The 15,493-nt window shown below is 74.0% G+C and carries 16 protein-coding genes; 9 read left to right on the plus strand and 7 right to left on the minus strand.

Annotated elements, in window-relative coordinates:
• Positions 1-97 precede the first annotated feature (97 nt).
• Together moaA and EIO00_RS25790 are read left to right on the plus strand one after the other, a co-directional pair.
• Complete coding sequence (gene moaA / locus EIO00_RS08105; RefSeq protein WP_241661211.1) at positions 98-1,087, plus strand: GTP 3',8-cyclase MoaA; 990 nt, start codon at positions 98-100, stop codon at positions 1,085-1,087.
• Complete coding sequence (locus EIO00_RS25790; protein WP_338325916.1) at positions 1,084-1,911, plus strand: NTP transferase domain-containing protein; 828 nt, start codon at positions 1,084-1,086, stop codon at positions 1,909-1,911. The genes moaA and EIO00_RS25790 overlap by 4 nt, the downstream gene beginning before the upstream one ends.
• Positions 1,912-1,921: 10 nt before the next feature.
• Here the strand turns inward: EIO00_RS25790 and EIO00_RS08115 are convergent, their stop codons facing one another.
• A complete protein-coding gene (locus EIO00_RS08115) occupies positions 1,922-2,152 on the minus strand; it encodes a hypothetical protein (RefSeq protein ID WP_140176746.1) in 231 nt (76 codons plus the stop codon).
• Between the two features lie 131 nt (positions 2,153-2,283).
• On the opposite strand from EIO00_RS08115, the gene EIO00_RS08120 reads away from it, so the two are divergent.
• The 4 genes from EIO00_RS08120 (at position 2,284) to EIO00_RS08135 (ending at position 6,301) form a co-directional block, all read left to right on the plus strand.
• Positions 2,284-2,838 carry a hypothetical protein gene (locus tag EIO00_RS08120; protein ID WP_241661212.1) on the plus strand — a complete coding sequence of 185 codons (555 nt, stop codon included), beginning with the start codon at positions 2,284-2,286 and terminating at the stop codon, positions 2,836-2,838.
• A gap of 348 nt (positions 2,839-3,186) precedes the next feature.
• Positions 3,187-3,588, plus strand: coding sequence for a DUF2267 domain-containing protein (locus EIO00_RS08125; protein ID WP_140176748.1), 402 nt, complete (start codon positions 3,187-3,189; stop codon positions 3,586-3,588).
• Between the two features lie 120 nt (positions 3,589-3,708).
• Positions 3,709-4,842 (plus strand): polysaccharide pyruvyl transferase family protein, encoded by a 1,134-nt coding sequence (locus EIO00_RS08130; protein WP_140176750.1) that lies wholly within the window; start codon positions 3,709-3,711, stop codon positions 4,840-4,842.
• 22 nt (positions 4,843-4,864) lie between these two features.
• Positions 4,865-6,301: an FAD-dependent oxidoreductase gene (locus tag EIO00_RS08135; protein WP_140176752.1), complete on the plus strand. Its 1,437-nt coding sequence runs from the start codon at positions 4,865-4,867 to the stop codon at positions 6,299-6,301.
• Positions 6,302-6,568: 267 nt separating this feature from the next.
• Here the strand turns inward: EIO00_RS08135 and EIO00_RS08140 are convergent, their stop codons facing one another.
• Positions 6,569-6,919 (minus strand): DUF3099 domain-containing protein, encoded by a 351-nt coding sequence (locus tag EIO00_RS08140; protein ID WP_241661213.1) that lies wholly within the window; start codon positions 6,917-6,919, stop codon positions 6,569-6,571.
• A 50-nt stretch (positions 6,920-6,969) separates the two neighbouring features.
• Between EIO00_RS08140 and EIO00_RS08145 the strand changes: the two genes are divergently transcribed.
• Positions 6,970-7,182: a dodecin gene (locus EIO00_RS08145; protein WP_140176754.1), complete on the plus strand. Its 213-nt coding sequence runs from the start codon at positions 6,970-6,972 to the stop codon at positions 7,180-7,182.
• A gap of 63 nt (positions 7,183-7,245) precedes the next feature.
• Here EIO00_RS08145 and EIO00_RS08150 read toward each other — a convergent pair whose 3' ends face one another.
• Both EIO00_RS08150 and EIO00_RS08155 read right to left on the minus strand, forming a co-directional pair.
• Positions 7,246-8,649 (minus strand): metallopeptidase TldD-related protein, encoded by a 1,404-nt coding sequence (locus tag EIO00_RS08150; RefSeq protein WP_241661214.1) that lies wholly within the window; start codon positions 8,647-8,649, stop codon positions 7,246-7,248.
• Positions 8,646-10,157 carry a TldD/PmbA family protein gene (locus EIO00_RS08155; protein ID WP_140176932.1) on the minus strand — a complete coding sequence of 504 codons (1,512 nt, stop codon included), beginning with the start codon at positions 10,155-10,157 and terminating at the stop codon, positions 8,646-8,648. The genes EIO00_RS08150 and EIO00_RS08155 overlap by 4 nt, the downstream gene beginning before the upstream one ends.
• Before the next feature lie 182 nt (positions 10,158-10,339).
• Here EIO00_RS08155 and fabG point away from each other — a divergent pair, with 182 nt between their 5' ends.
• Together fabG and fabI are read left to right on the plus strand one after the other, a co-directional pair.
• Positions 10,340-11,044 carry a 3-oxoacyl-[acyl-carrier-protein] reductase gene (gene fabG / locus EIO00_RS08160; RefSeq protein WP_140176758.1) on the plus strand — a complete coding sequence of 235 codons (705 nt, stop codon included), beginning with the start codon at positions 10,340-10,342 and terminating at the stop codon, positions 11,042-11,044.
• A gap of 1 nt (position 11,045) precedes the next feature.
• Positions 11,046-11,825 (plus strand): enoyl-ACP reductase FabI, encoded by a 780-nt coding sequence (gene fabI, locus EIO00_RS08165; RefSeq protein ID WP_140176760.1) that lies wholly within the window; start codon positions 11,046-11,048, stop codon positions 11,823-11,825.
• 136 nt (positions 11,826-11,961) lie between these two features.
• Here fabI and EIO00_RS08170 read toward each other — a convergent pair whose 3' ends face one another.
• The 3 genes from EIO00_RS08170 to EIO00_RS08180 all read right to left on the minus strand — a co-directional run bounded on the left by EIO00_RS08170 (position 11,962) and on the right by EIO00_RS08180 (position 15,446).
• Entirely contained in the window at positions 11,962-12,609 is a 648-nt protein-coding gene (locus tag EIO00_RS08170) for a hypothetical protein (protein WP_140176762.1), read from the minus strand.
• Positions 12,610-12,793: 184 nt separating this feature from the next.
• Positions 12,794-14,515 carry a helix-hairpin-helix domain-containing protein gene (locus EIO00_RS08175; protein ID WP_241661215.1) on the minus strand — a complete coding sequence of 574 codons (1,722 nt, stop codon included), beginning with the start codon at positions 14,513-14,515 and terminating at the stop codon, positions 12,794-12,796.
• Positions 14,508-15,446, minus strand: coding sequence for an aldo/keto reductase (locus EIO00_RS08180; protein WP_140176766.1), 939 nt, complete (start codon positions 15,444-15,446; stop codon positions 14,508-14,510). The genes EIO00_RS08175 and EIO00_RS08180 overlap by 8 nt, the downstream gene beginning before the upstream one ends.
• Between the last annotated feature and the right edge of the window lie 47 nt (positions 15,447-15,493).

Genomic DNA, 15,493 nt, shown 5'->3' on the forward strand with positions numbered 1-15,493 from the left:
GTGCGCCGGATGGGGATCAACCGTGCCCCGCGCGGCGCCGGCGCGTCAATCGCCCGAATACAGTGGGACGGTCCATGTCGACAGGAAGGGGCCGCCCGTGCTGGTCGACGGTTTCGGCCGGGTCGCGACGGACCTGCGGGTCTCCCTCACCGACCGGTGCAACCTGCGGTGCTCGTACTGCATGCCGCCGGAGGGCCTGCCGTGGCTGCCCAAACCCGAGCTGCTCACCGATGACGAGGTGGTGCGGCTGGTGACGCTCGGGGTGACGCGGCTGGGCATCACCGAGGTCCGCTTCACCGGAGGGGAGCCGCTGCTGCGCCGCGGGCTGCCGGACATCGTCGCCCGCACCGCCGCGCTGGAGCCCCGCCCGCAGATCTCCCTGACCACCAACGGGATCGGCCTGGACCGGCTGGCCCCGGTGCTGGCCGAGGCGGGCCTGGACCGGGTGAACGTCTCGCTGGACACCCTGGACCCGGAGACGTTCCGGCGGCTGGCGCACCGGGACCGGCTTCCCGACGTGCTGGCCGGGCTGCGCGCCGCCGCCGAGGCGGGGCTGCGCCCGGTCAAGGTGAACGCGGTGCTGATGCGCGGCCTCAACGAGCACGAGGCGGTCCCGCTGCTGCGGTACTGCCTGGAGCACGGCTATGAGCTGCGGTTCATCGAGCAGATGCCGCTGGACGCCCAGCACGCCTGGCGCCGCTCGGACATGGTCACCGCCGAGGAGGTCCTGGACCTGCTGTCGGAGGAGTTCGACCTGACCCCCGAGGAGTCCGAGGCCCGCGGCAGCGCCCCCGCCGAACGGTTCCTGGTCGACGGGGGCCCCGCCCGGGTCGGCGTGATCGGCTCGGTCACCCGGCCGTTCTGCGGCGCCTGCGACCGGGTCCGCCTCACCGCCGACGGCCAGATCCGCAACTGCCTGTTCGCCACCGAGGAGACCGACCTGCGCGCCGCCATGCGCGCCGGCGCCACCGACGAGGAGCTGGCCGAACGCTGGCGCGCCGCCGTCCGGGGCAAGAAGGCCGGCCACGGCATCGACGACCCCGGCTTCCTCCGGCCCGCCCGCCCCATGTCCGCCATCGGCGGGTGACCGGCGTGATCGGCGACGCCTTCGACGCCGTGATCCTCGCCGGCGGATCGGCCCGCCGGATGGGCGGTGCGGACAAGCCCGCCGAGACGGTCGCCGGACGCTCGTTGATCGCCTGGACGGCCGACGCCGTCGCCGGCGCCGGCCGGCTGGTGGTGGTGGGGCCTCACCGCCCCGAGCCCGCCGGGGCGGTGTTCGTCCGGGAGGACCCGCCGGGCGGCGGGCCGGTGCCGGCGCTGCGGGCGGGGCTGGCCGAGGTGACGGCGCCGTGGACGGTGCTGCTGGCGGCGGATCTGCCGTTCCTGCGGAGCCGTCAGGTGACGGAGCTGCGCGGGGCGGCGGCCCGGCGGGGGACGGGCGCGGTGCTGGTGGACGCCGGCGGGCGGGAGCAATGGCTGATCGGGTGCTGGAGCACCGGGCGATTGCACGCGGCGCTGGAGGGGTATGCGGGCGGATCGTTGCGGGGGCTGCTGGAGCCGCTGCGGCCCGCCCGGGTGAGGGTCGCGGCGGAGGGGCCGCCCCCCTGGTACGACTGTGACACACCGGAAGCACTGGGACAGGCACGACGCATCGCGGAGGGTCGGATGCTGGAGGAGTGGATCGAGGCGGTCTGCCGGGAGCTGGGCTTGGACCGGGAGCAGATCGACCGGGACCTGGTCCTGGACCTGGCACGGGACGTGGCGCACGGCGTGGCGCGTCCCGCCGCGCCGCTGACCGCCTATCTGCTCGGCCTGGCGGTGGGCCGCGGCGACGCCGCCCGGGACGCCGCCGCGCGGATCACCGACCTGGCGGAGAGCTGGGCCGACCGGCCCGTCGCCAGCTCCTGACGGCGGGCCCTCAGCCGTCGTCCTCGGTCAGCTCCTCGACCGGCACCACCTCCCGCAGGAAGCCGCGGCGGCCGAGGAAGGCCGACAGGTGCTCGCGGTGGTCGGCGCAGGCCAGCCAGACCTTGCGGCGCTCGGGGGCGTGGATCTTGGGGTTGTTCCACCGCAGCGCCCACGCCGCGGTCCGCCGGCAGCCCTTGGCCGAGCACAGCAGCGGCTCGGCGGTCTGTTCGCTCGCGTTCACGGCTTCAGTCTGGCCTGCGGCGCGCGGCGATGCGCACCCCTCGTGCCCGACGTTCGTGCGCGGACGTCATGCATGAACGGCGGTTTTGGTGGCATGTGCAGGGCCAAGGGGATCTGACGGTTGGAGGGAACGTGGGAGATCAGGCGGTGAGGCGACGGCTGCGCCGGCGACGGGCGACGGGGGTGCCGGCCGAGCCGAAGCTGCTGGAGATCTACCTCAACGACCATCTGGCGGGGGCGGCCGCCGGCACCGAGCTGGCGCGGCGGCTGGCCCGGGCGCATCAGGGCACGCCGGCAGGGCCGGAGCTGGCCCGGCTGAGCACCGAGATCGCCGAGGACCGCCGGACGCTGCGGACCATGATGACGACGCTGGGGGTTCCGGTGCGGCGCTGGATGACGCTGGCGGGCTGGCTGGGGGAGAAGCTCGGACGGCTCAAGCCCAACGGCCGCTTCCTGTCCCGTTCGCCGTTGAGCAGCGTGATCGAGCTGGAGATCATGCGGCTCGGGGTGGAGGGGAAACTGTCGGGCTGGCGGCTGCTGCGCACGGTCGCCGACCATGATCGGCGGCTGGACCGCGAGCGGCTGGACCGGCTGATCGAGCGGGCCGAGCGGCAGTCGCGGCTGCTCGAGGAGCTGTGGATGCGCTCGGTGGAGGACATCATCGGAGTCCCCGAGCCCACCAAATGATCTACAACGTAAAGGCGTCGGGCCGTCGTCTCCGCGTCGCGTGCGACAGACGCCCGCCGGCGGCCCGGGCCCTCCGCCCCCGCCCCCGGGGCGCTGTCCGTCCGCGGCCGGAGGCAGAGCGGCTCCTCGGCCGGAGGGGACCGCCGTGACCGCCCCGCCCGCCGGAAGGACGAGAAGACCGTCGCCCGGAGGCCGTTCCGCCGGATCGCCCGGCGTGCGGAGTCGGGACGCCGCCCCTTCGCGCGAGCCGGCGGGCGCTTCGGCGGCCCGGAGGAAGCCGGTTAGTTCCGGCCGGCAGCGGGCACCGAGTCAACTCGCCGAGGACCAATCCGGAAGGGAGCGGTCGAGATGCAGCATGACCAGTTCATCGGCCTGGTGCAGCACCGTGCCCGGCTGGCCAGCCGAGGGGAGTCGGAGCGGGCGTGCCGGGCCGTCCTGGAGACGCTCGGCGAACGGGTGCCCGAAGGACTGGCCGACAAGCTCGCCGCGCAGCTGCCCCACGAGATCGGCGAGCATCTGCGCCGCACCGAGGTGTACGGCGGGGCCGGCACCGGCGAGCGCTTCGACCGGCACGACTTCGTCGAGCGGGTCGCGGCCCGCGCGGGCGTGGACGGACCCAGGGCCGCCTACCTGATCCGCGCCGTGCTGGAGATCGTGCACCAGGCCACCGAGGGCCGGATCACCGAGAAGGTCGAAGAAAGCCTGCCGCCGGACATCCGCCAGCTGGTCACCGCGGGCACCAGGGGCTGAGCGAGGCCCGGAGCACGAGCGGCGGCGGGGCGGACCTTCCCGGCGGCCGGTCGACCGCGCGTTCGGCCGCCGAGCATCACGGCCGCCTCCCGGAGCACGGAGAGGACCCCGTGGAGGACGATGACCGAGCCCACGCTCCACGACCGGTCTCCCGCGATCGGTCTGTTGGGCTCCTACGGGGGCCTGAACCTCGGTGATGAGGCCATCTTGGAATGCGTACTGGGCTGCCTGCGGCGTCACCGGCCCGCCGGGCGGCCCGTGGTGTTCAGCCGCAATCCCGAGCACACCCGCGCCCACCACCGGGTCGCCGCCACGGTCGCCTGGCAGCGGGTGGGGCGTGAGCACACGCTCGGCTCCATCCGGCGGCTGGACGGGCTGGTGATCGGGGGCGGCGGCATCATCTACGACGGCGAGGCCGCCGGCTATCTGCGCCTGGTGCGCGACGCCCAGGAGCACGGCGTCCCCACCTTCGCCTACGCGATCGGCGTCGGGCCGCTGCGGGAGGCCGAGGACCGGCGCATCGTCCGCGAGGTGATGAACGACCTGACCGATCTGACCGTGCGGGACGAGGAGTCCAAGCTCGTCCTGGAGGACGTCGGGGTCACTCGGGCCATCACGGTGACCGCCGACCCGGCGATGCTGCTGGAGCCGGAGCCGTTCACCCACGAGATGCTCCGCGACGAGGGCGTCCGGCCGGGCGGCCGGCTGATCGGCATGTCGGTGCGCGAGCCGGGCCGCGCCGCCGAGCATCTGGACGTCGACAGCTACCACGCGCTGCTCGGCGAGGTCGGCGACTTCCTGGTGCGCAGGCTGGACGCCCATCTGCTGTTCGTCCCGATGGAGGCCGACGACGTGCGGCACTCTCACGCCGTGCTGTCGCACATGACCGCCGCCCGCCGCGGGCGGATCCTGTACGGCCGCTACCGCCCGGCGCAGATCCTCGGGCTGGCCCGGCACCTGGATCTGGCGGTGGGGATGCGGCTGCACTTCCTGATCTTCATGGCGTTGGCGGGCGTACCGTTCCTGCCCCTGCCGTACGCTGGGAAGGTCTTCGACTTTGCGCAGGTCGTGGGCGCTCCCGCGCTGACGGGCGTGGCGCGCTCGGAGGCCGGACCGTTGCTGGCCGAGGTGGATCGGCTGTGGGATGAGCACGACGAGCGGATGCCCGTGCTGCGCGAGCGGGTCGCCGCACTCCGTGAGCGGGCCCGGGCGACCTGCGAACGCTTCGGGGACTTCATCGACAAGATCGGCTGACTGATCCCGAGGAGAACCCCCCATGCCGCCCCTGCGACCGCCCGCGGACGCGGTGCACGTCACGCTGCCTCCCCGCCGGGCCCGCTACGGCGCCCGCACCCAGGTGCTCGTGGTCGGCGGGGGACCGGCCGGACTGGGCGCCGCGCTGGGCGCCGCGTCCGCCGGAGCCCGCGTCGTGCTGGCCGAGCGGTACGGATTCCTCGGCGGCAACGCCACCGCCGCCCTGGTCATGCCGTTGATGTCGTTCCACAACGAGAAGCGGCAGCAGACCCCCGGCGAGGAGGTCCGGCTGCTGCCCACCGACCACGGCGAGGGCGACCCGCTGGTCGGGGGAGCGCTGTGGCGGCTGCTGGAGCGGCTCGCCGGGCGCGGCGGCGCCGTCGCCCCGACCGTGCGGACCGGCTACACGGTGCCGTTCGATCCCGAGCAGTTCAAGCTGGTCGCCCTGGAGCTGCTGGACGAGGCCGGCGTCGAGCTGCTGCTGCACTCGCTGGCCTCGGACGTGCTGACCGGCCCCGACACCCGGCAGGTGGTGTTCGAGACCAAGTCCGGCCCCATCGTCATCGAGGCCGACGTGGTGATCGACTGCACCGGGGACGGGGACGTGGCCGCGGCGGCCGGCGCCCGGTACGAGGTGGGCCGCCCCGAGGACGGGCTGGTCCAGCCGATGACCTTGATGTTCCGGATGGTGGAGTTCGCCCGGCCGCGGTTCGCCGAGTACGTGCGCGAGCACCCCGACCAGTGGCGCGGCGTGCACGGGTTGTGGGAGCTCATCGAGCAGGCCGCCGCCGCCGGCGAGCTGGAGCTGCCCCGAGAGGATCTGCTGTTCTTCGCCACCCCTCATCCGCGGGAGGTGAGCGTCAACAGCACCCGGGTGACCGGGGCGCTGGGCACCAGCGTGTGGGACCTGACCCGGGCCGAGTGCGCGGGACGTCGGCAGATGGAGCAGATCGCCCGTTTCCTGCGCAGGCGGGTGCCGGGGTTCGAGGACGCCTACGTGGTCCAGAGCGGGGTGCAGATCGGCGTGCGCGAGACCCGCCGCATCATCGGCGATCACGTGCTCACCGGCGAGGAGGTCCTGGGCGCCCGCAAGTTCGACGACGCGATCGCCCACGGCGCCTATCCGGTCGACATCCACAACCCCCGGGGGAGCGGGACGACGCTGCGCCGGCTGCCGTTGGGGGAGTTCTACGACATTCCGCTGCGGTGTCTGCAGCCGGCCGGGGTGGAGCGCGTGCTGGTGGCCGGGCGCTGCATCTCCGGCACCCATGTGGCGCACTCGTCCTATCGGATCATGCCGATCTCCATGGCCACCGGTCAGGCCGCCGGCGTCTGCGCGGCGCTGGCCGTGCGCACCGGGAGGCCGCCCCGCGAGGTGCCCGCCGCCGCCGTGCAGCGGGAGCTGCTGCTCCAGGGGGCGGTGCTGCGCGAGGAGCTGCGCCGAGCGGTGGCGGGGTAGCGGGCCGGTGAAATCCGAGCAAAATCCTCCGCCGGATCGGACCATGGAGCGCCCTGCGGACGGCATGCCGCGCGTCGATCGCGGAGCGGGGCGGAGGGCCGGGCAGGAAAGGCGACGCCGGGTGGATACGGGGGCAATCCACCCGGCGTCGCATCATCATCGGTGTTCCGACGGGGGCCCGGAACACCGGTATGAGCGCTCCGACGGGGGACCAGAGCGCCGGAATAAATCGTACACCCGATCCCCCTGCGGTTAGTCAAGGAAAAGTCATGCACCGATTTCCGGAGGAGGTCCGGAAATCTGCTTTCGGTCTGTCCCCAGACGGGGGGCCGAGCCGGCCGGATCGTCGGTCGGCTCCATCCGCGGCTGCGGCTCCCGCCCGCCGTTGGCCATGACCACGCTCACGTACGGCAGGACCGTCGCCCCGACGACCAGCAGGAGCGCCACCCAGAACGGGGCCCCCGCCGCCGCCGCGATCACGGCCGTCACGAAGCACACCGTGCGGACGCCCATGGAGAGCAGATAGCGCCGCTGGCGGTACCCGATGTCCTGGGACAACGGCACCGGGGCGTCGGTGACGGTGTACACGTCGGCGCGTCTGCGGGGAAACACCTTCACACATCCACGTTAGGCGCAGGCGGTGCGCACCACGACATCGGGGAGCACTCATGACCGACCGCACGTACCGGGTGACCGAGATCGTCGGAACCTCACCGGAAGGGGTGGAGCAGGCCATCCGCAACGGCGTCGCCCGGGCCGCCCGGACCCTGCGGCATCTGGACTGGTTCGAGGTGACCGAAATCCGCGGACAGATCGATGAGGGCCGGGTGGCGCACTTCCAGGTCGGGTTGAAGGTCGGCTTCCGGCTCGAGGACGCCTGAACGCCGGACGGGCCGCCGCGGGCGCCTTCGACGGCGGGGCCCGCGGCGGCCCGTCCGATCCGGTCAGGAGGCCTGGCTGACCGTCGACATGTTGAAGTCGGCCACCCGGACCGGCGGCATCGCGGCCCGGGTGAAGTAGTCCGACCACTCCCGCGGCAGGGTCCGCTCGGTCGCGCCGACGTCGGTGATCCGCGACAGCAGGTCGACCGGGCTCTCGTTGAACCGGAAGTTGTTGACCTCGCCGACCACCTCGCCGTCCTCCACCAGGTACACCCCGTCGCGGGTGAGCCCGGTCAGCAGCAGCGTCTGCGGGTCCACCTCGCGGATGTACCACAGGCAGGTCAGCAGCAGCCCGCGCTCGGTGCGCGCCACCATCTCCTCCAGCGACGCCGACGCGCCGGCCGGCCCCCGCATGATCAGGTTGTCCGCGCCGGGGGTCAGCGGCAGCCCGGTCAGGCCCGCCGAGTGCCGGGTCTGGATCAGCGCCGCCAGCGTGCCATCGCTGATCCAGTCGACGGCGCCGATCGGCAGCCCGTTGTCGAACACCGAGGCGGTCGGGCCGGAGGCGTGCGCGATCACGAACGGGGCGCACTCCAGCCCCGCCGCCGTCGGGTCGCTGGACAGCGTGACCGGCAGATCGGCCAGCTTCTCGCCGACCCGGGTGCCGCCGCCCGGCGCGCTGAACACCGTCCGCCCGTCGTGGGCGTCGCGCGCTCCCGCGCTCCAGTACAGATAGACCATCAGGTCGGCGACCGCGCTGGGCGGCAGGATCGTCTCATAGCGCCCCGCCGGCAGGTCCACCCGGCGGCGGCTCCACTCCAGCCGCCGGGCCAGATCGCCGGTCAGGGCGTGCACGTCCACGTCGGTGAAGTCGCGGGTGCTCACCCCCGCCCACGCCGATCCGCCGCCGGAGGCCCCGGCCAGCTTGGCGTTCAGCTCCACCAGCCCGGTCGGCTGATCGTGCCGCAGCCGTAGCCCGCCGGACGTGCCGAGGTAGGTCGAGGTCACCATGTGGTTGGCGAACCCGTACAGCCGCCGCCCGGCGGCCTCGGCCTCCGCGAACGCCTCGCCGAGCGCCGGGGCCAGGTCCGAGAACACCCCGATCTCGGTCTCGGCGGGCGGCTCGTCCCACGACCCGCCGTCGGCGATCTCCGCGGGGACGTCGGTGATCAGCGGCGCGGCGTCCTCGGCGGGACCGCTGGCGGCGGCGACCCGTTCGGCCTCGCGCACCACGTCCTCGATCTGCGCGTCCTGCACCGCGGACCGCGACACGGCCCCGGCCGCCACGCCGTCCCCCGACCTGCGCATCGCGATCACGGTGAGCCGCCGCGACCGGGTGACGCCGTTGGTGGTCAGCGTGTTGCCCGCCCACCGCAGGTTGGCCGTGCCGGACTCCTCGGCGATCACCACGCACTCGTCGGCCCGCGACAGCGACAGCGCCTTCTCCACGGTCTCCTGCGGGGTCACTGGCCGGCCTCCTTCATCGTGTTGAGGATGTTGACGCCGCGGAACAGCGCCGACGGGCATCCGTGGCTGACCGGGGCGACCTGCCCGGGCTGGCCCTTGCCGCAGTTGAACGCCCCGCCCAGCACGTAGGTCTGCGGGCCGCCCACCGCCTCCAGGGAGTTCCAGAAGTCGGTGGTGGTGGCCTGGTACGCCACGTCCCGCACCTGACCGGCCAGCCGCCCGCCCTCGATCCGGTAGAACCGCTGCCCGGTGAACTGGAAGTTGTACCGCTGCATGTCGATCGACCAGCTCTTGTCGCCGACGATGTACAGGCCGCGCTCCACCCCGGCGATCAGCTCCTCGGTGGACGGCCCGTCCGGGGCGGGCTGCAGCGACACGTTCGCCATCCGCTGCAGCGGCATGCTGGAGGCCGAGTCGGCGAACGCGCAGCCGTTGCTGCGCTCCCGCCCGGCCAGGTGGGCGATCCGCCGGTCGAGCTGGTAGCCGACGAACAGGCCCTCGGTGATGATGGGGAACTCCTGGGTCTGCACGCCCTCGTCGTCGTAGCCGATGGTGGCCAGCCCGTGCTCGGCGGTCCGGTCCCCGGTCACGTTCATCACCGGCGACCCGTAGCGCAGCTCGCCCAGCTTGTCGGGCGTGGCGAACGAGGTGCCCGCGTACGCCGCCTCGTACCCCAGCGCCCGGTCCAGCTCGGTGGCGTGCCCGATCGACTCGTGGATGGTCAGCCACAGGTTCGACGGGTCGATCACCACGTCGTAGCGGCCCGGCTCGATCGACGGCGCCGCCAGCTTCTCGGCCAGGAGCTCCGGCAACCGCGCCAGCTCCCCGTCCCAGTCCCAGGCGCCCGACTCGGGACCCGCGGTCAGCCACTCGTATCCGCGGCCGACCGGCGGGGCCAGCGTCCGCATCGTGTCGAACCGCCCGTCGGCGACCGCCACCGCCTCCAGCACCGGATGCAGCCGCACCCGCTGCTGGGTGGTGACCGTCCCGGCCAGGTCGGCGTAGAACTTGTTCTCCCGCACCTGCAGCAGCGCGGCGTCCACGTGGTCGACGCGCTCGTCGGCCAGCAGCCGCCGGCTCCACTCCTCCAGCAGCGCCACCTTGTCGGCGGTGGCCACCGTGAACGGGTCGATCTCATAGGACGAGACCCAGGTCCGCTCGCCGTGCACCGGCTCAGGGGCCAGCTCGATCGGCTCGCGGTTGACCGGGCGGGCCACCTCCGCGACCCGGACCGCCTGCTCGGCGACCTTGACCGCCCCGTCGGCGGTCAGGTCCACCCCCGCGGCGAACCCCCAGGTGCCGTCCTTGATCACGCGGACCGACAATCCCAGGTCGTCGGCGTCCAAGGCGGTCTGCAGGTTGGCGTCGTGCAGCCGCAGCGTCTGGCTGCGGATGCGTTCCAGACGGAAGTCGGCGTGCGCGGCGCCCAGCTCGCGGGCGCGGGTCAGCGCCGCGTCGGCCAGCGCGCGCAACGGCAGCGCGGTGAAGGCAGGATCGATCTCGTGCACGCCCTCGAACTTACCGGCGTACAAAGACACCGGAGGGTTCTTGTCGGGATGCCACATCTCCTCGCGAGCGGCCCCGCCACTAGTCTCGAGCGCTGATGAGCGCCGGTCCGTGCACCGGCCCGCCTGCCATGCAGCGCCTTCCGCGGGCCGTGCGCCGCGCGGGGACATCCAGGAGGTAGCAGATGAGTCGGTCCGTCCTCGTGACGGGGGGCAACCGCGGGATCGGCCTGGCGATCGCCCGGGAGCTGGCCGCCGCCGGCGACGCGGTGGCCGTCACCTACCGCTCCGGGGAGCCGCCCGAGGGCCTGTTCGGGGTCAAGTGCGACGTCACCAGCGCCGAAGAGGTCGACGAGGCGTTCGGCAAGGTCGAGGCAGAACAGGGCCCGGTGCAGGTGCTGATCGCCAACGCCGGGATCAACAGGGACACCCTGCTGGCGATCATGAGCGAGGAGGACTTCACCGCCGTCCTGGACACCAACCTGACCGGGGCCTTCCGGGTCGCCAAGCGCGCCGCCAAGCAGATGATGCGCAAGCGCTACGGCCGGATCGTGCTGGTGTCGTCGGTGGTGGGCCTGATGGGATCGGCCGGGCAGACCAACTACGCCGCCGCCAAGGCCGGGATGGTGGGCTTCGCCCGATCGCTGGCGCGCGAGCTGGGCTCCCGCAACGTCACCGTGAACGTGGTCGCGCCCGGCTTCGTCGACACCGACATGACCCGCGCGCTCAGCGAGGAGCGCCGGGAGACGATCAAGTCGCTGGTGCCGCTCGGCCGGATCGCCGAGCCGGAGGAGGTCGCCAAGGCGGTGCGGTTCCTGGCCAGCGACGACGCCTCCTACATCACCGGGGCCGTGATCCCGGTGGACGGCGGACTGGGGATGGGGCACTGAGATGGGCATTCTCGAAGGCAAGCGGATCCTGGTCACCGGCGTCCTGACCGACGCCTCGATCGCCTTCCACGTGGCGCGGCTGGCCCAGCTGGAAGGCGCGCAGATCGTGCTGACCGCCTACCCGCGGCCCACGCTGACCCAGCGGATCGCCAAGAGGCTGCCGTCCGGGCTGGAGGGCGACCCGCCCCCGGTCATCGAGCTGGACGTCACCGACGCCGACCACCTGGCCGGGCTGGCCGACCGGGTCCGCGAGCACCTGGACGGCCTGGACGGGGTGGTCCACGCGATCGGGTTCGCGCCCGAGACCGCGCTGGGCGGCAACTTCCTGGACACCCCGTGGGAGGACGTCGCCACCGCGGTGCACGTGTCGACCTACTCGCTGAAGTCCCTCACCATGGCCTGTCTGCCGCTGATGAAGGACGGCGGGTCGGTGGTCGGGCTGGACTTCGACTCCAGCGTGGCCTGGCCGGTGTACGACTGGATGGGCGTGGCCAAGGCCGGGTTGGAGTCCACCGCCCGTTACCTGGCCAAATACCTCGGCCCGCAGGGCATCCGGGTCAACCTGGTCGCCGCTGGCCCGCTGGGCACCATGGCGGCCAAGAGCATCCCCGGCTTCAACGAGATGCGCGACCTGTGGCCCAAGCACGCCCCGCTCGGCTGGGACGTCGCCGACGCCGAGCCGGCCGCCAAGGCGTGCGTGGCGCTGCTGTCGGACTGGTTCCCCGCGACCACCGGGGAGATCGTGCACGTGGACGGCGGCGTCCACGCGGTCGGCGCCTGAACGCCCGAGCGGTGCCGCCCGGGCGTTCGCCGGCGCCCTCCCCCAAGGCTCGGGGGCGCCGGCGCGTCCGCCTTCTTCCCCGTCCTCTCCCCGGCTCCGCCCGATGCGCGGACGGGGCCTCGCCGCGTCCCGCCGGCTAGCCGAGCGCCCGGCGGCGCAGGCTGCGGGACAGCACGCTCAGATGCAGCGCCCCCACCATGCCGGCGGCGCCGGAGGCGATCGCCACCCACGTCATCCGGTCGCCCTGCCGCGGTCCGGCGGCGGCCAGCGGGGCGATCCGGGTCTGCTCCAGCGTCCGGTCCACGGGCGGAGGGGCATCGGGCGCCACCTGCGGAGCGGGCAGCGCCGACGACAGCTTCGGCGCCTTCGGGGCCTCGTACGAGCGCAGGTCGCCGTTCACCGTGGGGATGTCGGTCGCGAGGCCGCCGACGGACGTCCGGCTCGGCGCCCGGAAGGGCTTCCGGGCGCCCTTGCGCTGCGACCGAGTGGTCGTCTTCTCACCGGAGCCGGACGTGCGCGGCCCGGTCGACGCGCTCGATTTGGGCGCGGTGGTCGTGGTCTTCGCCGGGGCGGGGGAGGGGGCCGAAGGGGAGGCCGTGGGACGCGGATTCCAGAAGTTGTTCCACTGGCATTCCCAGTTCTTCAGCGTGCTCTCCAGGTCGGTCCCCGGGGGGCACGGGTCGGCCGCCAGAGCAGGGGCCGCCCCGATCGCCATCGCCATGACCCCCGCCGACATCGCCGTGGCCACCGTACCGATCCGCCGCAACCGCGTGCGCTGGGACATCGCCCTCCTCTGCGAGGCCGCTGTTGACGACAAGTCTAAAGAAGCGATCGGAGAAAGGCCATGCTCATCGAGGGCTCATCGACGGCTCGCTGAGGGCTCGCTGAGGGCTCATCGGCGGCCCGGTCGCGGCGTCCCCGCGCCGAGCTCCACAGGGTCCCGGGCTCCCGAGGCCCCGGCCGGCGGCTCACTGCCGCAGCAGCCGCACCAGCCGGGTCTCGCGGGGCGCGCCGGTCTCCTCGCGGACCGCCCGGGCCAGGGCCGCTCCGGCGTTGTGCACCACCGACAGATGCCGCCGGGCCAGGCCGAACGCGGTCACCGCCAGCGGGCGCGACAGCGCCCCGGCCGCCTCCTGCGGCAGCACCGCCACCACCGCCGGCGGACGGGCCGTCCGTGCCAGGGCGATCGGGGCGGCCCAGCCGTGCCGCAGCCGGGACAGCGCCGTCGCCGGCACCGCCACCGGGTCCCCGTCCGCTCCGAACGCCACCCGCAGCCCGGCGGGGGAGGCGTCGGCCACGGTGCCGATCTCGCCCGCCGCGACCCCCTCCACCGGCACCGCGACGATCACCCGGTCCCCCGGGTCGAATCCGCCGCACACCCCGGGACCGGGGTTGAGACGCGCCTTGAGGGCGGCGTTCAGCGCCCCGGCCCCCGCCTCGCCTCCGGTCAGCGGCGTCACCACCTGGACGTCCCGGGCGGGAATGCCCAGCGCCCGCGGGATGGAGTCGGTGACGAGCTGGACCGCACGGTGCACCGCCTCCCGTTCCGACCGCGTGGGGACCACCACGACCTCCCGGTCCGGCGCCTCCACCGTCGCCAGCCCGCCGTTGCGCACCGCGCCGGTGAACTCGGCCAGCGGGCCGTCCCCCGGCGCCAGGTCGATCACCGGGACGGTCTCGGAGGCGGCCAGATCCGCCAGCACCCGGCCCGGCCCCGCCGACGGCAGCGCCGCCGGATCCCCGCCCAGCACCAGATGGGTCCCGTCGGCGCACGCCTCCACCAGTGCGCCGACCGCCTCCACGTCCAGCGCCTGCGCGTCCGGGACGATCACCAGTCCGGCCTCCAGCGGACGCCGCCCGTCCCGCCCGAACGCCACCGTCCCGGCCGCGGCCCCCGGCGGACACGAGGCCTCCAGCAGGCCGTACAGCCCGGTGCCCGCGCCCAGATGCCGCGCCGCCGTCATCGTGGCGGAGACGACGGCGACGTCCACCCCCTGCCCGGCGAACCCCCGCGCGATGAGCAGGGCGGTCTGCTCCACGTCGTCGGGGGCGCCGTGCAGCACGCTCACACCCGTCCGGTCCGCCGCCGTGAACGCCAGCGCCCGGTCCTCGGGCAGCTCCGCGCGCAGCGACCGGACCGTCTCCTCCGGCAGCAGCGGCCCGGCGGTCGCCGTCAGCCGCCGCAGCCCCTCGCCCGCGGCCTCCTCGGCCAGCGCGTAGCGGGCCAGTCCCAGCGACTCCTCCGGCTCGGGCGGCTCCTCCCCCTCCGGCGCGTCGAAGTCGGGCTCCTCCAGCAGCGGCACCACCTCGGCCCCGTCCAGCGCCGCCTCGATCGCCCGGTCGGCGTCGGGCGCCCGCAGCGCGCCCAGCGCCGACCGGACCGCCTGCGGCGTCATCGCGGTGTGCCCCCGGCGCGCCGCCTCGGTCAGCACGTGCACCACCAGCGCCCGGCCGCGCCGCGGATCGTCGGGGCGCGGCCGCTCGCCCAGCCGTTCCAGCACCCGGCGGGCGAAGTGGTCGGCCTGGTCGGGCCGCACCCCCGGCACCCGCAGCAGCCGCCACGGGTCCTCCCGCAACAGCTCGGCCGCCCGCGCGCCGAGCCGGTCGGCGGCCCGCCGGGCATATCCCTCCGGAGCGCCGGCGATCGCGAACAGCTCCGCCAGGGCGGGGTCGAGAGCCGGCTCAGACATCGGAGATGTCGTCGAGGGCATCGCGGATCTCCTCCGGCAGGGTCACCTGCTCGGTCGCCAGGATCGCGGTCAGCTGGGCCGGGGTGCGCGGGCCGACGATCGGGGCGGTCACCCCCGGACGGTCCCGTACCCACGACAGCGCCACCGCCAGCGGCGACACGCCCAGCCCCTCGGCGGCCGTGACCACCGACTCCACGATCAGCCGGCTCTGCTCGCCCAGATAGGGGCGGACGAATTCGGCGTACCGGGCGGTGGCCGCGCGCGAGTCGGCCGGGATCCCGGTGCGGTACTTGCCGGTCAGCACGCCGCGGCCCAGCGGGGACCACGGCAGCACCCCCGCCCCGGCGTCCTCGGCGGCCGGCAGCACCTCCCGCTCGATCTCCCGGTGCAGCAGCGAGTACTCCATCTGGGTGGACACGATCGGGGCGCGGCCCGGCCAGGCCCGCTGCCAGGCGGCGGCCTTGGCCAGCTGCCAGCCGGCGAAGTTGGAGACCCCCACATAGCGGGTGCGGCCGGAGGCCACCGCCTCGTCCAACGCGGACAGGGTCTCCTCCAGCGGGGTCGCCGGATCGTAGGCGTGCAGCTGCCACAGGTCCACGTGGTCGACGCCGAGCCGGTCCAGGGAGGCGTCCAAGGCGGCCAGCAGATGCCGGCGGGACCCGTCGTAACGGCCGTCCGGGCGGATCGCGGCCTTGGTGGCGATGATCAGGTCCTCGCGGGGCACCACCTCCCGCACCAGCCGGCCCAGCACCAGCTCGCTGGCGCCGTCGCCGTAGACGTCGGCGGTGTCCACCAGGTTGCCCCCGGCCTCCACGAAGGCGGTCAGCATCGCGGCGGCCTCCTCGGGAGGGGTGTCCTGCCCCCAGGTCATCGTGCCCAGTCCCAGCCGGGAGACCACAAGCCCACTCCGCCCGAGGTGACGCAATTCCATAGCTGCGCAGACTAGCGGTCACCGGCTGCGACGTCGGTGCGGCGGGC

This window comes from Thermomonospora catenispora (assembly GCF_006363815.1).
GTDB classification, from domain to species: domain Bacteria; phylum Actinomycetota; class Actinomycetes; order Streptosporangiales; family Streptosporangiaceae; genus Thermomonospora; species Thermomonospora catenispora.